This is a genomic window from Achromobacter spanius (genome assembly GCF_039673305.1).
In the GTDB taxonomy this organism is placed as follows: domain Bacteria; phylum Pseudomonadota; class Gammaproteobacteria; order Burkholderiales; family Burkholderiaceae_B; genus Achromobacter; species Achromobacter spanius_F.
Genome location: NZ_JBDJLJ010000018.1, coordinates 1 through 16821, shown reverse-complemented (window position 1 = coordinate 16821; position 16821 = coordinate 1). Strand labels below are relative to the sequence as shown.

The following is a 16821-nucleotide window of genomic DNA, read 5'->3' as shown; positions in this document are numbered from 1 at the left end:
GCCTGGGCGCTCAGCGCGTCACGATGGCGCTGCGCGGTCCCTCGAAAATGATGCGGGTGTTCTCCACGGCGACCAGCCGGTACTTGCGGTAGGTGCCGCCGACCAGCAGCTTGCTGCCGTCTTCCAGGACGATGAAGGGCTGGGGTCCGCCCACGACGCTGCGGATGACGAACGGTACGCTGTCTGAGGGCGTGGCCGCGCTGGCGGCGGCGATCCGCGCCACGCCGAAATACTGCTTGTTGAAGTCGTCGACCAGTTCCTGCAGGCGCTGCTGCTGGTCGTCGTCCAGCGCGCCGGGGGCGATGTCCAGATAGTCCGTCTTCCAGGCCAGGGTGACGCCGGAAAGCCCGGCGTCCACCATCTGGCTGGAGAACGTATCGCTCACCTGCTGCGTCAGCACGATGTCGTTGCCCAGCACCGTCATGCCGGGAAGCTGCGCGCGCAGCGCATCCATGGCCGAGGCGCGCTCGCGCGCGCTGCTGGCGATGCCGGCGATGTTCAGGCGGCCATCGCCCTGGTAGCGCGGTTCGTATCTGACGCTGAAGGCGCGCAGCGCGGCGCGCGCCGTGCGCACGGCGTCGTCCTCGTTGCTGATGCGCATGGCGGGCATCGGCCAGATCTGCGACAGCGACGCCGCGACGGCGTCCTGCTCGGCCGCATTGCGCACCCAGCCCGACACCGTGACCGTGCCGTCGCGCGACATCGCGACATGCAGGCGCGACGCCAGCCCCATGCGTTCGAATACCGCGGATATCTGCCCCATCGATTTTTCGGCGGCTGCAAGCCGCGGATCGGGCGTGGGGGCGCGCTTCGCGGTGGAGGGCGGGATGAGCGCCAGCGAAATCGCCACGATGATGGTCAGCACCACCGCGCCCAGGCCCAGCGCCATCGGCCAGGAATCGCGCTTGCGGCGCCGGCCCGGCGCGGGCGGCAGGGGCAGGCGGCGTTCGAGCTGGCGGTCCTCGTCGGCTGCGGCCTCGGCAGCGGGCGCCGGTTCGGCGTGCGGCGGGGTCTGGACGTCGCCGGCTGCGGGCGCAGGCGCATCTTCCACGACCGGCGCCTCGCTGGCGGCGTCGGGCACCCGCGGCCAGGGATCGCCGCGCCGCGCCACCGTGATCCAGACCGGGCCCAGCGGCGCGGGCCGGTTCCAGGGCGTGGCTGGCACGCCGGCCGGCTCGTTGCCGTCGACGACGGCATCCCATCCGTTCGGGCCGAGGCGCACGCGAGCCGCGCGCGGGCCCATGCCGTCGTCGGCCAGCACGATGTCGCAGGCAGGGTCGGCGCCCAGCACCGAGCCGTCTTCCACCAGGCAGCGCGCGTCGCGATGCAGGCCGCTCAGGACGCGCAGTTCCAGCGCTTCGCTCATGCGGAGCCTCCGTGGCGGCGCGCGTTCACAGGTCCACCCTTGCCAGCGGCTGCACGTTGATCTCCTGCGTGAGCTCCTGGTAGGACAGCACGGGCAGTTCGTACAGGTCCTGCTCGATCATCTTGCGCAGGTAGCGGCGGATGTCCATGGACGTGAGCAGCACCGGCTTTTGCGCGGTGGCGTTCAGGTCGCCGGTGGCGCGCTTGATGTTGTCGACCAGTTTCTTGGAGGCGTTGGGATCCAGCGCCAGGTAGCTGCCCGCCGACGTCTGGCGGATGGCGCCGCGCACCGTTTCCTCGACGTTCGGGGCCAGCAGGTAGGCCGGCAGGATGTTCTGTCCGGTCGAGTACTTGTAGCTGATGTGCCGCTTGAGCGAGACCCGCACGTATTCGGTGAGGAGCACCGTGTCTTTTTCCTTCTGGCCCCATTCGATCAGCGCTTCCAGCACCGCCCGCAGGTTCCGGACGGAGATGTCCTCCGACACCAGGCGCTGCATGATCTCGGCGATCTTCTGCACCGGCATCACCCGCAGCGCTTCCTTGACCAGGTCGGGGAAGCGGTCTTCCATGGCGGTGAGCAGGAATCGGGTTTCCTGGATGCCGATGAAGTCGGAGGAATATTTCTTCAGCACGAAGGCCAGGTGCCAGGTCAGCACCTGGTGCGGATCGAGGAACGGGATCCCGGCCGCGGTCAGCGTGGGCGCCAGGTCGGCGGACACCCAGATGGTGGGGATGTTGGGCAGGAAGCGCTTGTCGGTTTCGTAGGGCACCTGCAGCGCCTGCAGGTTCTGCTCGGTGTCGCGCACCAGCACCGCGCCAGGGCGCAGCTTGCCCTGCGACACGGGCACCTCGGACAGCAGGATGTTGTAGGTGTCCTGCGGCAGCGCGTCGTTGAACCGCAGCTGGATGCCGGGGAACGGCACGCCCAGGTCGAAGTACAGCGCGCGGCGGATCTTGAGCAGTTCGTCGTTCAGTTCGTCGGCGTCGAAGCTGCGCTGAAGGTGGGCGGCCACGTCGATCATCAGGGGCAGGGTGGGCGCGAACTCCGCGCTGCCGTCGCTGCGGGGCTTGGCCGCCGGCTTCTGCCCATCCGCCGCCAGCGCGGGGATTTCGGTGATCTCTCCCGTCTTTTCGTCCACCACCTTGCGCGTGCCGCGCAGCAGCACGAAGCCGATGGTGCCCACCACGGCGGCCAGCGCCAGGAAGGTCAGGGTGGGCATGCCGGGAATCAGCCCCATGCCCACCGCGATGGCGGCCGCGATCAGCAGGGCGCGCGGCTGCGCCAGGACCTGCGCGCCGATGTCCTTGCCGACGTTCGACGGGCCGTCGCCCGTCTGCACGCGCGTCACGATGATGCCGGCGCAGATGGCGATGAACAGCGCCGGGATCTGCGCGATCAGGCCGTCGCCGATGGTCAGGATGGAATAGACCTGCACTGCTTCGCCCGCGGACAGCCCGCGCTGCATGGTGCCGATGAGGATGCCGCCCAGCAGGTTGACCGCGACGATGATCAGCCCGGCGATGGCGTCGCCCTTGACGAACTTCATGGCGCCGTCCATGGCGCCATAGAGCTGGCTTTCCTTTTCCACGACCGAGCGGCGCTTGCGCGCTTCGTCCATGTCGATGGTGCCGGCGCGCAGGTCGGCGTCGATCGACATCTGCTTGCCCGGCATGGCGTCCAGCGAAAAGCGCGCGGCCACTTCCGCCACGCGCTCGGCGCCCTTGGTGATCACCACGAACTGCACGATGGTCAGGATCAGGAAGACCACCAGGCCCACGAGCAGGTTGCCGCCCACCACGAAATTGCCGAAGGTCTCGATGATGTGGCCCGCGTCGCCCTGCAGCAGGATCAGGCGGGTGGTGGCGATGGAGATGCCCAGGCGGAACAGCGTGGTGACCAGCAGCACCGACGGAAACGACGAGAACGCCAGCGGCGACGGCAGGTACATGGCGACCATCAGCAGGATGGCCGACAGCGTCATGTTGGCGCCGATCAGCACGTCGACCAGGGTGGTCGGCAGCGGCAGGATCATCATGAAGATGATCGAGACGATCAGGATCGCCAGGACGATATCGTTGCGGCTGGTGGCGGCGGCGACGGCGCGGTTGAGGGCTTGCATGGTGCGGCTCAAGAGGATTCGGTCTCGGTGGGCTGGGCGGTGGCGGCCGGACGCAGCGCGACGTAGGCGCGCATGGCCGCGGCGGCCTCGTCCCGCCGCTCCAGGGCCAGCAGCGTCTGGGCGCGGATGAGGTGAAAGGGCGCGTCGACGCCGCCCTGCATGGCCAGGCCGTCCAGGGTCGACAGCGCGCTCTCGGGCTTGCCGGCGCGCAATTGCGCCAGCGCCAGCGCGGCCAGCTGGCGCGGCTGGGCCTGGCCCAGGGCGCGCAAGGCGTTCAGCAGCACGGCCGTTTTCTCGGGCCGGTTGTTTTCAAGGTAGACATAGGCGAGCAGGCTGAGCAGCTCGCGCGCCTCGTGGGTCAGCGCCATGCGGTGTTCATCCTTGGTACAGCGCGCTGCGGTACATGGTGACCAGATCGCGCAGGCCGGCTTCGTCCTTCAGCAGCCGCAGCGCGCGGTTGAGCGTGCGCGTCGCGTCTTCGTTTTGGTGCTGCATCTGCTCGGCCGCCGCCGACAGGCCGTCCAGCGCCGATTGCAGGGCGTGCTGGAACTTGCCGGGCATGAGCAGGTCGCGGTTCTCCAGGGTTGGCCGCAGGTGTTCGTCCAGGTAGCGGGCCGTGTTGGGCTTGTCCAGCAGCTGCGCCAGCTGGGCGCGCACGCCGTCGGCGGGCGGCGTGAGTTCATGGCGTTCCGGCAGTTGCTGGCTACCGGTTTCGCGGCCCGCGTAGGAAATGCTGTCGATGCCCCGGTCGAAGGCCAGGCCGTTGATGCGCATGTCGGACATGATGGTTCTCCGTGTCCCTGGGTCAGTCGTCGCGCGCGGCGTCCAGCCAGCGGGACAGGTAATCGACGGCCTGCGCGAGCTTGTCGGCGCTGGCGTCGGCGGCGGCCATCCGCGTCACGGCCAGCAGGCGCGGCAGGCCGTCCTGGTCGCGCAGCGCGGCCTGCACCGGCCAGCCGTCCAGGCGCGAGTAGTGCGCGCGCCGCCAGGCTTTGTGCAGGCGGTCGGGCGCGTCATAGGGCACGGGCTCCGACACGTAGACCAGCACTTCCTCGCCGGCCGGTTCGAAGACGACCCGGCGGCCGGATTCCAGTTGCAGGGCGGTATTGCCGCCGGCGCCCAGCGCCAGCCCGGGCATGCCGATGCCTGCGCCGAAGTCGCTCAGGGCGCGATCCACGCTGTTCATTCGTATTCCTCGTCGATGGCCGCATCCAGGGCCTGTTGCGCGGCGTTCAGGACCGATTGCCGGGTGTCCGCGTCGGCGTAGACCTGAACGGGCAGGTCCTTGAGCACGGCGCGCACGCCGCCCAGGAAGGCGATGCGGCCTTCGACCGTGGCGACGCCATGCGAGCCGGCCAGGCCCGAGAAGCGGGCTTCGGCCACCCATTTTTCGTTGCTGACGTTGATCAGGTCCTGCATCAGGCGTTCGGTATTGAGCCCCGCGCCGTGGTCCCGTTTCAACTTGGCGGCCAGCTCCGCGCATCCGTCCAGCACGGTGACGGCGGTGCCCAGCTGGTACAGGTCCTGCACCAGGGATTGCAGGCGGTCGGGGCTGATCGACGGGCGGGCGGCGGCCAGATCCTGGCCCAGCGCCGAGATCAGCTGCTGCAGGCCGCGGCCGACGTCCTTGCCGCCGAAGCGTTCCAGCGCCAGCGCCAGCGTCTTGGCCAGCGACGATTCGCCCAGCACCACGTCGCGGTAGGTGCGTTGGAAGTCCGCGACGCCCTGGCTGTCCTGCGCATAGGCGCCGGCGGCGCCCACGGTGTTCAGGCCCGCGCGAATCTGCGGGCCGCTTTCCAGTTCCAGGTCGGCCAGCGCTTCGCGCAGGCCTTCCAGCACATCCTCGGCCGCGCCTTCGCGCTGGCCCTTTTGCAGTGCGTACTGCAGTCCCAGGTACTGCTGGGTGACGTCGCCGAACGCCTTGCCGGCGGCCTGGCGCGGATCGCCCTTGCCGCCGAGCAGGAAGCGCGCCAGCTCGACCAGCTTTTCCTGGGCGTCCGCATCGTGGGTTTCGGCCAGGAACGCCACGATGGCTTCCATGCCCAGCAGCTGCAGGGGCGTGTCGCCCCGCATCTTGCGTTCGGAGTGGTGCTTGTCCTCGGTTTTTTCAGCCATGTGCAGGCTGAGTTCTTCCGCGGAATCCGCCAGCGAGAACTCGCCCTCCACGGCGACGGCGGCCTGGCCCAGCATCGTGCCGACCTGCTGCTGGCCGTGCTGAACGTCGGCGTGCGAGGTCGTCGAGGAAAAGGCGGAAGAGGGCAGTCCAGCTTCGATACGGTTCATAAGGCGCGTGGAGCGGCAGGTACAGGCCGCACATAGTCAGGTGGTAGTAACGGGCGGGCGGAATAAGTTCCATCGATGTCGGGTGGAACCAAGGCGGGGCAGGCGTTACGAACACGGGGTGGAGGCGGCCGACGTCAGCGTCGCCGCCGGCAATGAAGGTGGATAAAGGGTTAACCCTTAATGACGTGGCGCCTGCCGCGTTGAACGCGCAATCAATTCAAGGAGAAGGCGATGTCGGTATCGGGAGTAGGCGTGGGCGGGGTGTCGGGCCTGGACCTGTCCAGCATGGATCTGGAAACCGCGCTCATGGCGGTCCAGACGCAACGCACCCAATTGCTGGAAGACTCGCTGCGCCAGCAGCTTGATTCCGTGAATGCGCGCAATGCGCAAATCGCCGGCCTGAACGAGTCGATGTCCGCGAAGTCGGCCGACAACCTGAAGCTGGAGGCATCCAATGTCGAGATGCAGGCGCAGATCGCCGAACTGAAGGACCTGCAGGGGCGGCTGGCGGCCAGCAAGTGCCCGAATGACGAGGGCTGGTACGGCTTGTCGTGGGGTCAGGGCGACGACCATGCGCTGTCCCACGCGACCCTGAAACAGGTCCAGGACTCCGGACTGACGGTGCCGACCGGCGCGGACGCGCCCCGCGACGTGGACAACAACGGCACCATGGACGCCAAGGGCAAGGTGGTGCAGGGCTGGGTGAACCAGATCGACGGCAAGGTGGCGGAACTGGAAGCCAAGATCAAGGCGAACGCCGCCACGGTCGACACCAACAAAAGCGACATCGACGCGGCCAAGCAGCAGGTCGATTCGCTGGGCAATACCCAGCAGATGGAAATGATGCGGCTGCAGAGCATGACCGGCAAACGCAACGAGGCCTTCGACGTGATGACGAACTTCATCAAGAAGATGCAGGACAGCCGGTCCAGCATCATCGGCAACATGCGTTGATCGGGCAGTCCGGCGCCTTGCCGGCGTCCGCGGCCGGGACGGATAAAAAGTCCGCCCGGCGTGGAACTCCCGGCAAGGGCCGGTTACTTACACGGTATGCGGGGCCGGGCAGGCACGGACCCAGGCGCGATTACCAACATCGCGGCGAACGACCCAATTCTTGGAGATAAGCAATGACCACGGTGAGCGGATCTAACGGCGCGGCTGGCATCGGGCAGATCGACCTGTCCAGCATGGATATCGAGACCGCATTGATGCTGGTGCAGACCGAGCGCACCAAGCTGCTGGACTCCCAGCTGCAGACCCAGATCAATGAAGTGCAGGCCCGCAACAAGCAGATCGGCAAGCTGAACGAGGCCATGAACAGCCTGAATGCCCTGGTGGGGCTGTTCAAGTCCGGCAAGGACGGCAACACGCAGATGAAGGACGGCGACATTCCCGACTGGAACAAGGCCGGCACGGAAAACGACAACCGCTACAACCAGATGCGCGACGCGATGTTCAAGGCCATGGAAGAAGCTGGCATGGACCTGAACACCGACAAGTACAAGCTGCAGATCGACGGGGGCATCAGCAAGGTCACCAAGGGCAGCCTCGATACCGCCATCCAGGACATCAAGAACAAGGTGGACGCGTTGTCCAACACGCAGCAGATGGACATGCAGCGCCTGCAGAGCATGTCGAACAAGCGCAACGAAGCCTTCGATGTGATGACGAATTTCGTGAAGAAGATGCAGGACAGCCGCTCCTCCATCATCGGCAACATGCGTTGATTTTTTCCCCATACCCCTGAATCGCGACGAAACCATGAGCCAGAAAATGACCCCCGAACAGATCCACGCCGAAGCCGAGCGCGTGCTGGACAACGCCCGCCGTTCCCTGGAGCGGTCCGACGAGTTCTACCGCGAACAGGGGCTGGACCCGGAAAAGGTCAAGGCGGTGACGGCCGCCGGCCTGGGCCCCAAGGAAAAGGCCGAGGCCGAGGAACTGTTCCGCCAGGACCTGGAGGCCGTCGAGGCCGAAGTGGCGCAGGAAATGGCGCGGCAGAGCTTTGCCGCCGCCGCGCCTTCCGGCGGCATGAAGAAAATGCGCCCGATGGTCTGAGCGCGCAGGCGCCCCGGGGAACAAGGAGAGCGATATGAGTCTGGACGCCAAGGAAAACGCCGCGCTGGCCGAGAACCTGGCCGCGGCCATGGAAGAGGCCACGGGCGGACTGGCCAGCTATATCCGCGAGGGCGGCAAGCTGGGCGACGTGCTGGGCCTGACGCCCGCCGAACTGGAAGCGATGTACGCGCTGGGCTATTCGATGTACGAGCAGCAGCGCTACAGCGACGCCTTCAAGGTGTTTTCGGCGCTGGTGTCCTATGACCACACCCAGCCGCGCTACGGCCTGGCGCTGGCCGCGGCCAGCCGGATGCTGGGACGCCACGAGGACGCCATGCGGCAGTACCTGCCGGCCATCGCCGCCAATCCCCTGGACCCCGCGCCGCTGTACCACAGCGCGGAATCCCTGGTCGAAATGGGGCGGCCCGACGAAGCCATGGAAGCGCTGGATGCGGTCATCGCGATGTGCGAAGGCGAGGCGCAGCACGCCACCCTGGCGGCGCGCGCGCAGGTGCTGCGCGGCGCCCTGGCGGGGCCGCAGGCCTGAACCCCATACCGGCGCCGGGCGGCGCCGAACCAAGATACTGGAGCCATTCCATGACGAGCATTCCCGCAGGCGGCGCCGGGTCCTTCCCGATGCAGAACATCGACGACCTGATCAAACCGGCGTCGCCCGATGTCATCAAGACCATCACCGACAACGCGAAGCAGATCGCCGCCGAGAACGAAGCGCTCAAGCAGACGCTCATGGGGGCGCTGGACGCCGCGGGCAAGATGGATCCGGCCTCGTTGTCGCAGTTGACGGCCGCGATCGAAAAGCAGATGCAGGACGTGGTGGGCGGCGTGCGCCATCTGCAGGAGCCCGAGGGCAAGCTCGGCGCCGACGTTTCGGGCACGCTGGCCAAGCTCACCGGGCTGAGCGAACAGGACGTGCAGACGGACATCTACGCCTTCATGGCGCTGTTCCAGAAGCTGGCGCAGGAAATGCGCACCTCGGCGCGAGAAGTCCGCCAAAGCGAAATGAACGCGCAGATCAACGTCCTGAAGAGCGCCGCCCAGGAAATCCGCAACGCCGCGCAGGATCGCATGGTGGGCGCCATGGTGGCCGGGGCCTTCCAGATCGCGGGCGGCCTGGCGCAGGTGGGCGCGGGCCTCAAGCAGGGCCAGACGCTGACCGCCGGGGGCCAGTTCGCCGAGTCGCAGGCCAAGAAGCAGTCGGACATGGGCGGCGGCCTGTCGGGCATCGCCGGCGGCATCGGCTCCATGGTCAATGCCAGCCAGGAACGCAAGGCGGCCGAGCACGACGCCAAGAAGGCCGAACTGGAAGCGCAGGCCAAGGTGCATGAGTCCGGCACGCAGCAGGCGACGGAGCTGGCGCAGCAGATGATGGACGTGATCCGCGACGTGCGCGACAAGCTTGGGGCGATCGAGCAGTCCCGCATGGAAACCAATCGCGGCATCGCCCGCAATATCTGAGCCGGCGCGCCGTAAAGGATCCCGACATGAGCGCAATATCTTCCAACTCTCCCGCCATCGGCGCGGGCGTGCCCCTGTCCGGCGGCGACGCACTGCAGGAATCGGTCGCGTCCCAGGGCGCCGCGGGCGCGGCCAAGGTCCGTGAACTGCTGGATGCCTTCGTGGGCATGGCGGGTTCGCTGCCTGGCGCCAAGGACGCGGGCGGCAGCGGCGGCGACGGCGTGTTCAACGCCAACGGGGCGCCCGCGCTGGCGCCGCCGGCGCAGTCGTTCTCGGCCAACGACATGATCGACCTGTTGCGCAGCATTCGGTCCAAGTCCGACGAGACCCAGATCGCCAGCGCCAAGGAAAGCCTGCTGGTGGCGCGGACGAAGACTGAAAAGAACAACGAGGCGCAGCTCCAGAAGATCCAGGACTACGTCAAGAAGTGCGAGGAAGCCGACCGCAAGGGCGTGCTGGGCAAGATCTTCGGCTGGATCGGCAAGATCGCGGCGCTGGTGTTCTCGGCGATTGCCGTCGCGGTGCTGGCGGCCGGCACCGTGGCCTCGGGCGGCGCGGGCGCGCCGCTGCTGGCCCTGGCGGTGATGGCGCTGATCGGGTCGACCATTGCGCTGGCGGACCAGGTGTCGAAGGAATGCGGCGGCCCCGAGATCAGCCTGGGCAACCTGATGACGACCATCGCCAGCAAATTCCTGCAGGCCTGCGGGGTCAGCGAGGAAACGGCCCAGCGCATCGGCAAGGTGGTCGCGGGCCTGGTGGGCCTGTCGTCGCCCGCCATGCTGCTGATCGAACCCAACCTGATCGGCGGGATGGCCGGCGGCATCGCCGAACTGGCCGGCGCGGATCCCAAGACGTCGATGGCGATCACCATGGCCTTCGGCATGGCCGCGACCATCGCCGTGGGCGTGGTCACGATCGCCGTGACGGCCGGCGCCAGCTCGGTGAGCATGGCCGCCCGGATCGTGGGCGCCGCGGGCCAGATCACGCAGGGCGCGACGCAGATCGCGCAGGGCGCCGTCAAGATCGACGTGGCCAAGACCCAGAACGAGGCCGAAAACATCCAGGCCGACAAGAAAGAGCTGGACGCCATTACCCGCAAGCTCCAGGCCAGGATGGAAGAGTCGCGCGAGGAAATCACCAAATTGATCCAGCAGATGGAAGAGGGCTTGCGCATGGTGACGCAGATGATCAACGGCACGGCGGACAGCATGTCGCAGGTCACCGCGAACATCGGCAAGCGCATGGCCGTCTGATGGCGCGCCCCGCAAACGCATACGCAGCAAGGACAGGAAATGGCCGATACCGCAATTGAACGCAGTGAATTTGGCGAGGCGCTGTACCAGGGCATGGAAGCGCTGCCTTCCAGCCGCCGGCTGACGCCCGAACAGCTGGAGGTGGTCTACGCGCTGGCCTACGCCCAGGTGGCGCAGGAGCAGTACGCCCAGGCGCTGCCCATGTTCGCCTTCCTGGCGCAGTACGGGCCGTCGCGCAAGCATTACCTGGTCGGCCTGGGCGTCTGCCTGCAGATGCTGGGCCGGGCGGACGAGGCCATCAATATCTATTCGCTGGTGCTCACCCTGTATCCCGATTCCCTGCCCACCGCCCTGCGCGTGGCGGAGTGCCACCTGGCGCTGCGCCAGACGGACCAGGCGCGTCGCACGCTCGAGCTGCTGTGCACGCCGGGCACGCCCGACGATGTGCGGTTGCGCGCGGGGGCGCTCCTGCAACTTTCTTCGCGCGAGGCCGCGTCATGAACCATGAACGATAGCGCCGCCAGGCCGGCATCCGCCGCCGCCCAGGCCGTCTCTCCGGAGACGGCTTTTGTGCTTGCGGCGGACGACGCCAGGCTGCTCACCGAAGTCGGCTTCCTGGCCGCGGGCGCGGGCGCCGCCGCCCGCGCCGAAACCATCTTCAAGGCGCTGCGCCGCGTGCGTCCCGGGGCGGCCTATCCGCTGATCGGCCTGGCCGTCGCCTGCCTGAATTCGGCGCGCGCGCCCGAGGCCGTGGCGCTGCTGGAGTCCGCCGTCATCGCCGACCCCGCCGAGCGGGCGCTGCTGGACGCCTGGCGCGGATTCGCGCTGCAGCTGGCCGGCCGCAACGGCGAAAGCCGGCGCCTGCTCGAGGCCGTCGCGCGCGGCGAGGGCGATGGCGCCCAGCTTGCGCGCGGCCTGCTCGGCCTGCCGCGGGAGGGCGCCTGACATGCGCGCCGCTTCCGCTCGTCAACCTGATAACCGGAGTTAGGGAACATGGAAATCGCCGCGCTCTCGGCCGCCCTGCCGCCCATACTGAACGCGCCGGCCGCCGCGCCCGCGCAACTTGCCACCGAACGCTTCAACGCCGTCATGAACGCGCCCGCCGCCGTCGAACCGGGGGGCGAAACGCCCGCGTTGACCGGGCTGCAGGCCGCGCTGCAGACGGCCTTCGCCGCGCCCGTGGACGCGGCGCCGCAGACGCTGGGCAACCAGATCCTCTCGAGCCTGCGCAGCACGACCACCGAATACTCGGAGAAGTGGCAAGGCATCTCGGGCCGGCTGGACGCCATGGCCGCGCAGCCCACGGTGGCCGACATGATGCGGCTGCAGGCCGACCTGCTGCAGGTGTCGGTGAACTACGAGATGGTCAGCAAGGCCGTGTCGCGCACCACGCAGAACATCGATTCGCTAGTCAGGATGTCGTAATGCCATACGTTGCAAGCTTTTCTTCCGGCGCGGCGCCGCGCGGCGCCGCGTTCGCGCCGCTGGGGCGCCTGCGTTATCTGCTGCTGGTCCTGCTGCTGGCGCTGGCGGCCTGCGGCTCGCGCGTCGAGCTGTTCTCCGCCGCCAACGAGAGCGAGGCCAACGAGGTCCTGTCGGTGCTGCTGGACGCCGGCATTTCGGCGCAGAAGGCCACGACCAAGACGGGCGTGGCGGTGTCCGTCGACGGCCAGCAGGTGGCGCGCGCGCTCGACATCCTGCGGGCGCGCGGCCTGCCGCGCGAGCGTTTCGACGGCATGGGGCAGATATTCCGCAAGGAAGGCCTGGTGTCCTCGCCGATGGAAGAGCGCGCCCGCTATATCTATGCGCTGTCGCAGGAGCTGACCAACACGCTGTCGCAGATGGACGGCGTGCTGGCCGCCCGGGTGCACGTGGTGCTGCCGGAACGCGGCGGCGTGGGCGAAACCACCACGCCGTCCACCGCCGCCGTCTTCATCAAGCACCAGACGGGCTACAACCTGGACGCCCTGCAGCCGCAGATCCGCAAGCTGGTGACGCACGCCATTCCCGGCCTGACCGAAGACCGCGTGTCGATCGCGCTGGTGTCCGCGCAGCCGGCGGCCGCGTCCGCGGCGGCCGGCAATGCGACGCGCCAGGTGATGGGCATCGAAGTCGCTGACGGCTCGGCCGGCACGCTGGCCGTGCTGCTGGGCGCGCTGACGCTGCTGGTGCGGGCGCTGGCCGCCGCGATCGGCTGGCTGCTCTGGCGCTACGGCCGGCCCGCCGCCGCGGCGCCGCAGCGCCGCGAGCCGGTCGCCGAGGCGCGCCCATCATGACGCTGGCGGCCCGTGCGCTGGATCGCCGGCTGGTTGCCTTCAACCTGCTGCCCAGCCGCACCCTGCATCCCAGCCGCCACGCCGCGTTCGCGGCCCCGGCGCCGGTCGTGCCTGATGCGCTGGCGTCGTCCTGGCACCGCCACTGGTCGCGCGAGATCCTGTGCGCGCTGGGCCTGCAGGAGCGCCCCGTGACCGACCCCAACCGCCCGGAACTCGCGCTGGCGCTGCTGCCCCCCGACGCGCTGGCGCAGTGCGCGCGGCGCATGGGCGCGACGCTGTGCGGTCCGCGCCTGCGCCGCGCCATCGCGGGCGACGAGGTCCGCCTGTTGATCGGCAGCCTGGGCGCGGAGCTGATGGACTTCACGCGCCGCACCGCGGGTGCGCTGCACGCCGGCATCGCGGAAAGCGCGGCGTGGCCGGTCGAGCAGGCGGCGGCCGCCGTCGATACGCTGGGCCTGGCCGCCCTGCGCGCCGCGCTGAGCTCGGGCGGTTCAGAGCTGTCCCTGCGCGCCGAACTGAAACTGCCGGAGCAGCCAGCCCAGGATGCTCCCCTGCCTGCCTTTGACGCGCTGTCGCTCGGGCTGTCGATACTGAAGAACACGGATCCCCTATGGCATTCCTCATTCCCCGCGCTCCGCTGACGCCTCGCGCGCTGGCGGGACGGACCGATCCCGGCGCGCGCGTGCTGCGCGCCGCGGACCAGTCCGCCTGGGCCGACGCGCAAGCGCTGCTGGCGCAGGCGCGCGAGCAGGCCGACGCGATCGTCGGCGGCGCGCAGGCCGCGTTCGACGCCGAAAGCCGCCGCGGCTACGAAGAGGGCCGCGAGTCGGCCCTGCTGGACCAGGCCGAGAAGATGATCGAGACCGTGGGCCGCACGGTCGAATACTTCGCCGGCGTCGAAAACGAAATGGTCGAACTGGTGATGGCCGCGGTGCGCAAGGTCGTCGACGGCTTCGACGACCGCGAGAAGGTCATGGTGGTGGTGCGCAACGCGCTGGCCGTGGTGCGCAACCAGAAGCAGATGACGCTGCGGCTCAATCCCGCGGAAGTCGATACGGTGCGCGAACAGATCAACGACCTGCTGGCCGCCTATCCCGGCGTGGGCTACCTGGACATCCTGGCGGACGGCCGGCTGGCGCGCGGCGCCTGCATCCTGGAAAGCGAGATCGGCATGGTCGAGGCCAGCCTGGAAGGCCAGATCCAGGCGCTGCGCCAAGCCTTCCAGCGCACGCTGGGCAGCCGGGTCTAGCGATGCGCCAGTTCGACTACATCGCCGAAATGATGGGCCTGGCGCTGCAGGACACGCCGACGCTGCGCATCAAGGGCCGGGTCACGCAGGTGATCGGCACCATCATCAAGGCCGTGGTCCCGACCGTGAAGGTGGGCGAAGTCTGCATCCTGCGCAACCCTGGCGAGAACTTCGAGATGAAGGGCGAAGTGGTGGGTTTTGCGCGCGACGCGGCGCTGCTCACGCCCATCGGCGACATGTACGGGATCTCGACGGCGACCGAAGTCATTCCGACCGGCCGCGCGCACATGGTGCCGGTCGGCCCGGGCCTGCTGGGCCGGGTGCTGGACGGACTGGGGCGTCCGCTGGACGAGGCAGAACTCGGCCCGCTCGAGGCCAGCAAGTTCTACCCGGTGTTCGCCGAGGCGCCCGATCCCCTGAAGCGCCGCATCATCTCGCAGCCGCTTGAATTGGGCGTGCGCGCGCTGGACGGCGTGCTGACGTGTGGCGAGGGCCAGCGCATGGGCATCTTCGCGGCCGCCGGCGGCGGCAAGTCCACCCTGATGGGCATGCTGGTCAAGGGCGCCGACGTGGACGTGACCGTGGTGGCGCTGATCGGCGAACGCGGGCGCGAGGTGCGCGAATTCCTGGAGCACGAGCTGGGCCGGGAAGGCCGGCGCAAGAGCGTGATCGTCTGCGCCACCAGCGACAAGTCGTCGATGGAGCGGGCCAAGGCCGCGTACGTGGCCACCGCCATCGCCGAATACTTCCGCGACCAGGGCAAGCGCGTGCTGTTCCTGATGGACTCGGTGACGCGCTTTGCGCGCGCCCAGCGCGAAATCGGCCTGGCGGCGGGCGAGCCGCCGACGCGCCGGGGCTACCCGCCCTCGGTGTTCGCGACGCTGCCCAAGCTGATGGAGCGCGCCGGCATGAATGAGCACGGGTCGATCACGGCGCTGTACACCGTGCTGGTCGAAGGCGACGACATGACCGAACCCATCGCCGACGAGACCCGTTCCATCCTGGACGGCCACATCGTGCTGTCGCGCAAGCTGGGGGCGGCCAACCACTATCCGGCCATCGACGTGCTGGCCTCCGCCAGCCGCGTGATGAACGCCGTCATCACCCCCGAGCACAAGCGGGCGGCGGGACGGCTGCGCGAGCTGATGGCCAAGTACCAGGAGGTGGAGCTGCTGGTGAAGATCGGCGAATACAAGCGGGGCGGCGACGCCGTCACCGACGAGGCCATCGACAAGATCGGCGCGATCAACACCTTCCTGAAGCAGCGCACGGACGAGCGCGCGGCCTTGTCCGAGGCCCTGGCGCGCATGACCGAGATCGTGGGGGCCTGATGAGCGTCTTCGACGAACTGCTGGCCATCAAGCGCTTCCGCGAAGGGCAGGCGGAGATCGCGGTGTCGCGGCAGCGCCTGCGCCATGCCGAGGCGGATGCCGCCCGGCGCGGTTCCGAAACCGCACTGGAGGCCTACCGCGACGAGGCCGAGCGCCGCGAGCGCGCCATGTATGGCGACCTGTGCAGCCGGGTCGTGCGCGTGCGCGAAATCGAGGACGTGCTGCAGGGCGTGGCCGGCCTGCGCGAAGGCGAGCGCCAGCGCGAGCAGGCGCTGGAAGCCGCTGAGCGCCAGCTGGAAGCGGAAAGCCAGGCGCTGGCCGCCAGCCGTCAGCATCATCAGCAGGCCGTGCGCCACACGGGCAAGTTCGTGGAACTGGCGCGCATCCACCTGGACGAGCACCTGAAGGCGCTGGAACAGAAGGAAGACCTGGAAATGGAAGAGGCCGCGTCGATCTCGCGCGATCGCGAGGACTGGGAGCAGCACGAGGAGTTCGAACCGGCATGAGCATCGACCGACGCATCGGCCTGGAAACGGCCATCTCGCAGGGATCGTGGAATGCGGCGAACTCCGACGGCCAGGCCGCCGGACGGCAGGCGAGCGACGCCGACCGCCAGGCGTTCGAGCAGGCCATGTCGCAGGGCGAGGCCGACGCGCCACCCGCGCCGCCGGCCGCCTCGTCGCCGTTTGCGCTGTTCGGCGCCGGCGCTCCCGTGGCCGCGGCGGGCGCCGAGGGCCAGTCCGCAGCCTTGGCCCAGGCCTTGAGCGACACGGCCGGACAGTTGCTGGTGGCCGACGGCAGCCAGGGCCGACGCCAGGTCCGGATCGAACTGAAGGACGACGTGCTGCCGGGCGTCAGCGTGTCCGTCTACGAGGACGAAGGCCGCCTGGTCGCGGATTTCGTCTGCGCCCATGAAGGGTCGCGCGAACGGCTCTGCGCCATGGCGCCCGATCTGGCGGCGCAGATGGCCGCCAGCCTGGACCGGCCGACGCGCGTGCGCGTGGCCACGGACGACCCGGAAGACCCCCGTCTGGCCGAGACCGACGCGCAGCCGCCCGGCCGCTGACTTTCCCTGATTCCCCATGACCGCCAGTACGCATATTTCCCTGTCTTCCTTTCCGCTGCCGCGCCTTAGCGGCAATGAGGCGCGCGCGCGTTCGCTGATCGCGCACCACGGCGCCGACCTGCATGTTGTGTTGCCCCCGCCGGAAGGTGCGGACGCCGAACCGGCCGCGTGGCGCCTGGGCCTCACGCCAGGCGTGCCCGATGCCATCCGCCAGTCCGCCACCCTGTCCGCCGACCTGGAGTGGGCTGGCGCCCGCCTGCGGGTCGGGCTGCCGCCATCGGCCGCGCAGGCCTGGCTTGCCGCCCGGTATCCGGAACTGGACGGCGCGGCGCCGCCGCCCGCGC

The 16821-nt window shown here is 68.9% G+C and carries 21 protein-coding genes and 1 pseudogene; 16 read left to right on the top strand and 6 right to left on the bottom strand.

Features of this window, described 5'->3' with window-relative positions:
* Positions 1-10: 10 nt before the first annotated feature.
* Genes sctD through sctW form a run of 6 tightly spaced genes read right to left on the bottom strand, consistent with a single transcriptional unit; the run spans position 11 to position 5768 of the window.
* Positions 11-1366: a type III secretion system inner membrane ring subunit SctD gene (gene sctD, locus ABE485_RS16300; protein ID WP_346516308.1), complete on the bottom strand. Its 1356-nt coding sequence runs from the start codon at positions 1364-1366 to the stop codon at positions 11-13.
* 25 nt (positions 1367-1391) lie between these two features.
* Positions 1392-3485, bottom strand: coding sequence for a type III secretion system export apparatus subunit SctV (gene sctV / locus ABE485_RS16295; RefSeq protein ID WP_346516307.1), 2094 nt, complete (start codon positions 3483-3485; stop codon positions 1392-1394).
* An 8-nt stretch (positions 3486-3493) separates the two neighbouring features.
* Positions 3494-3853, bottom strand: a complete 360-nt coding sequence (locus tag ABE485_RS16290; RefSeq protein ID WP_346516306.1) for a hypothetical protein — start codon at positions 3851-3853, stop codon at positions 3494-3496.
* 7 nt (positions 3854-3860) lie between these two features.
* A complete protein-coding gene (locus tag ABE485_RS16285; RefSeq protein ID WP_346516305.1) occupies positions 3861-4268 on the bottom strand; it encodes a hypothetical protein in 408 nt (135 codons plus the stop codon).
* A gap of 22 nt (positions 4269-4290) precedes the next feature.
* Entirely contained in the window at positions 4291-4671 is a 381-nt protein-coding gene (locus ABE485_RS16280; RefSeq protein WP_346516304.1) for a hypothetical protein, read from the bottom strand.
* A complete protein-coding gene (sctW, locus tag ABE485_RS16275) occupies positions 4668-5768 on the bottom strand; it encodes a type III secretion system gatekeeper subunit SctW (RefSeq protein ID WP_346516303.1) in 1101 nt (366 codons plus the stop codon). Before sctW ends, ABE485_RS16280 begins: the two co-directional genes overlap by 4 nt.
* Before the next feature lie 231 nt (positions 5769-5999).
* On the opposite strand from sctW, the gene ABE485_RS16270 reads away from it, so the two are divergent.
* From ABE485_RS16270 to ABE485_RS16195, 16 genes and pseudogenes are all read left to right on the top strand, one after another.
* A complete protein-coding gene (locus ABE485_RS16270; protein WP_346516302.1) occupies positions 6000-6722 on the top strand; it encodes a hypothetical protein in 723 nt (240 codons plus the stop codon).
* 173 nt (positions 6723-6895) lie between these two features.
* On the top strand, positions 6896-7495 hold the full coding sequence (locus ABE485_RS16265; protein WP_346516301.1) for a hypothetical protein: 600 nt from the start codon (positions 6896-6898) through the stop codon (positions 7493-7495).
* 34 nt (positions 7496-7529) lie between these two features.
* Positions 7530-7826 carry a hypothetical protein gene (locus ABE485_RS16260; protein ID WP_346516300.1) on the top strand — a complete coding sequence of 99 codons (297 nt, stop codon included), beginning with the start codon at positions 7530-7532 and terminating at the stop codon, positions 7824-7826.
* A 34-nt stretch (positions 7827-7860) separates the two neighbouring features.
* Complete coding sequence (locus ABE485_RS16255; protein WP_346516298.1) at positions 7861-8373, top strand: SycD/LcrH family type III secretion system chaperone; 513 nt, start codon at positions 7861-7863, stop codon at positions 8371-8373.
* A gap of 50 nt (positions 8374-8423) precedes the next feature.
* Entirely contained in the window at positions 8424-9302 is an 879-nt protein-coding gene (gene sctB / locus ABE485_RS16250) for a type III secretion system translocon subunit SctB (RefSeq protein WP_346516297.1), read from the top strand.
* A 26-nt stretch (positions 9303-9328) separates the two neighbouring features.
* Positions 9329-10555: a type III secretion system translocon subunit SctE gene (gene sctE, locus ABE485_RS16245; protein WP_346516296.1), complete on the top strand. Its 1227-nt coding sequence runs from the start codon at positions 9329-9331 to the stop codon at positions 10553-10555.
* 39 nt (positions 10556-10594) lie between these two features.
* A complete protein-coding gene (locus ABE485_RS16240) occupies positions 10595-11056 on the top strand; it encodes a tetratricopeptide repeat protein (protein ID WP_346516295.1) in 462 nt (153 codons plus the stop codon).
* 3 nt (positions 11057-11059) lie between these two features.
* The gene (locus tag ABE485_RS16235; protein ID WP_346516294.1) at positions 11060-11500 is read left to right on the top strand and encodes a tetratricopeptide repeat protein; all 441 of its coding nucleotides are present in this window, start codon (positions 11060-11062) and stop codon (positions 11498-11500) included.
* A 48-nt stretch (positions 11501-11548) separates the two neighbouring features.
* Entirely contained in the window at positions 11549-11980 is a 432-nt protein-coding gene (gene sctI, locus ABE485_RS16230; RefSeq protein ID WP_346516293.1) for a type III secretion system inner rod subunit SctI, read from the top strand.
* The gene (sctJ, locus tag ABE485_RS16225; protein WP_346516292.1) at positions 11980-12831 is read left to right on the top strand and encodes a type III secretion system inner membrane ring lipoprotein SctJ; all 852 of its coding nucleotides are present in this window, start codon (positions 11980-11982) and stop codon (positions 12829-12831) included. Before sctI ends, sctJ begins: the two co-directional genes overlap by 1 nt.
* The gene (locus ABE485_RS16220) at positions 12828-13472 is read left to right on the top strand and encodes a SctK family type III secretion system sorting platform protein (RefSeq protein ID WP_346516291.1); all 645 of its coding nucleotides are present in this window, start codon (positions 12828-12830) and stop codon (positions 13470-13472) included. The genes sctJ and ABE485_RS16220 overlap by 4 nt, the downstream gene beginning before the upstream one ends.
* Positions 13442-14080 carry an HrpE/YscL family type III secretion apparatus protein gene (locus tag ABE485_RS16215; protein ID WP_346516290.1) on the top strand — a complete coding sequence of 213 codons (639 nt, stop codon included), beginning with the start codon at positions 13442-13444 and terminating at the stop codon, positions 14078-14080. The genes ABE485_RS16220 and ABE485_RS16215 overlap by 31 nt, the downstream gene beginning before the upstream one ends.
* A gap of 2 nt (positions 14081-14082) precedes the next feature.
* A complete protein-coding gene (gene sctN / locus ABE485_RS16210; protein WP_346516289.1) occupies positions 14083-15411 on the top strand; it encodes a type III secretion system ATPase SctN in 1329 nt (442 codons plus the stop codon).
* Entirely contained in the window at positions 15411-15917 is a 507-nt protein-coding gene (locus ABE485_RS16205) for a type III secretion protein (RefSeq protein WP_346516288.1), read from the top strand. Before sctN ends, ABE485_RS16205 begins: the two co-directional genes overlap by 1 nt.
* Entirely contained in the window at positions 15914-16477 is a 564-nt protein-coding gene (locus ABE485_RS16200) for a hypothetical protein (RefSeq protein WP_346516287.1), read from the top strand. Before ABE485_RS16205 ends, ABE485_RS16200 begins: the two co-directional genes overlap by 4 nt.
* A gap of 16 nt (positions 16478-16493) precedes the next feature.
* Positions 16494-16821: pseudogene (locus ABE485_RS16195) on the top strand (type III secretion system cytoplasmic ring protein SctQ); the annotation flags it as partial.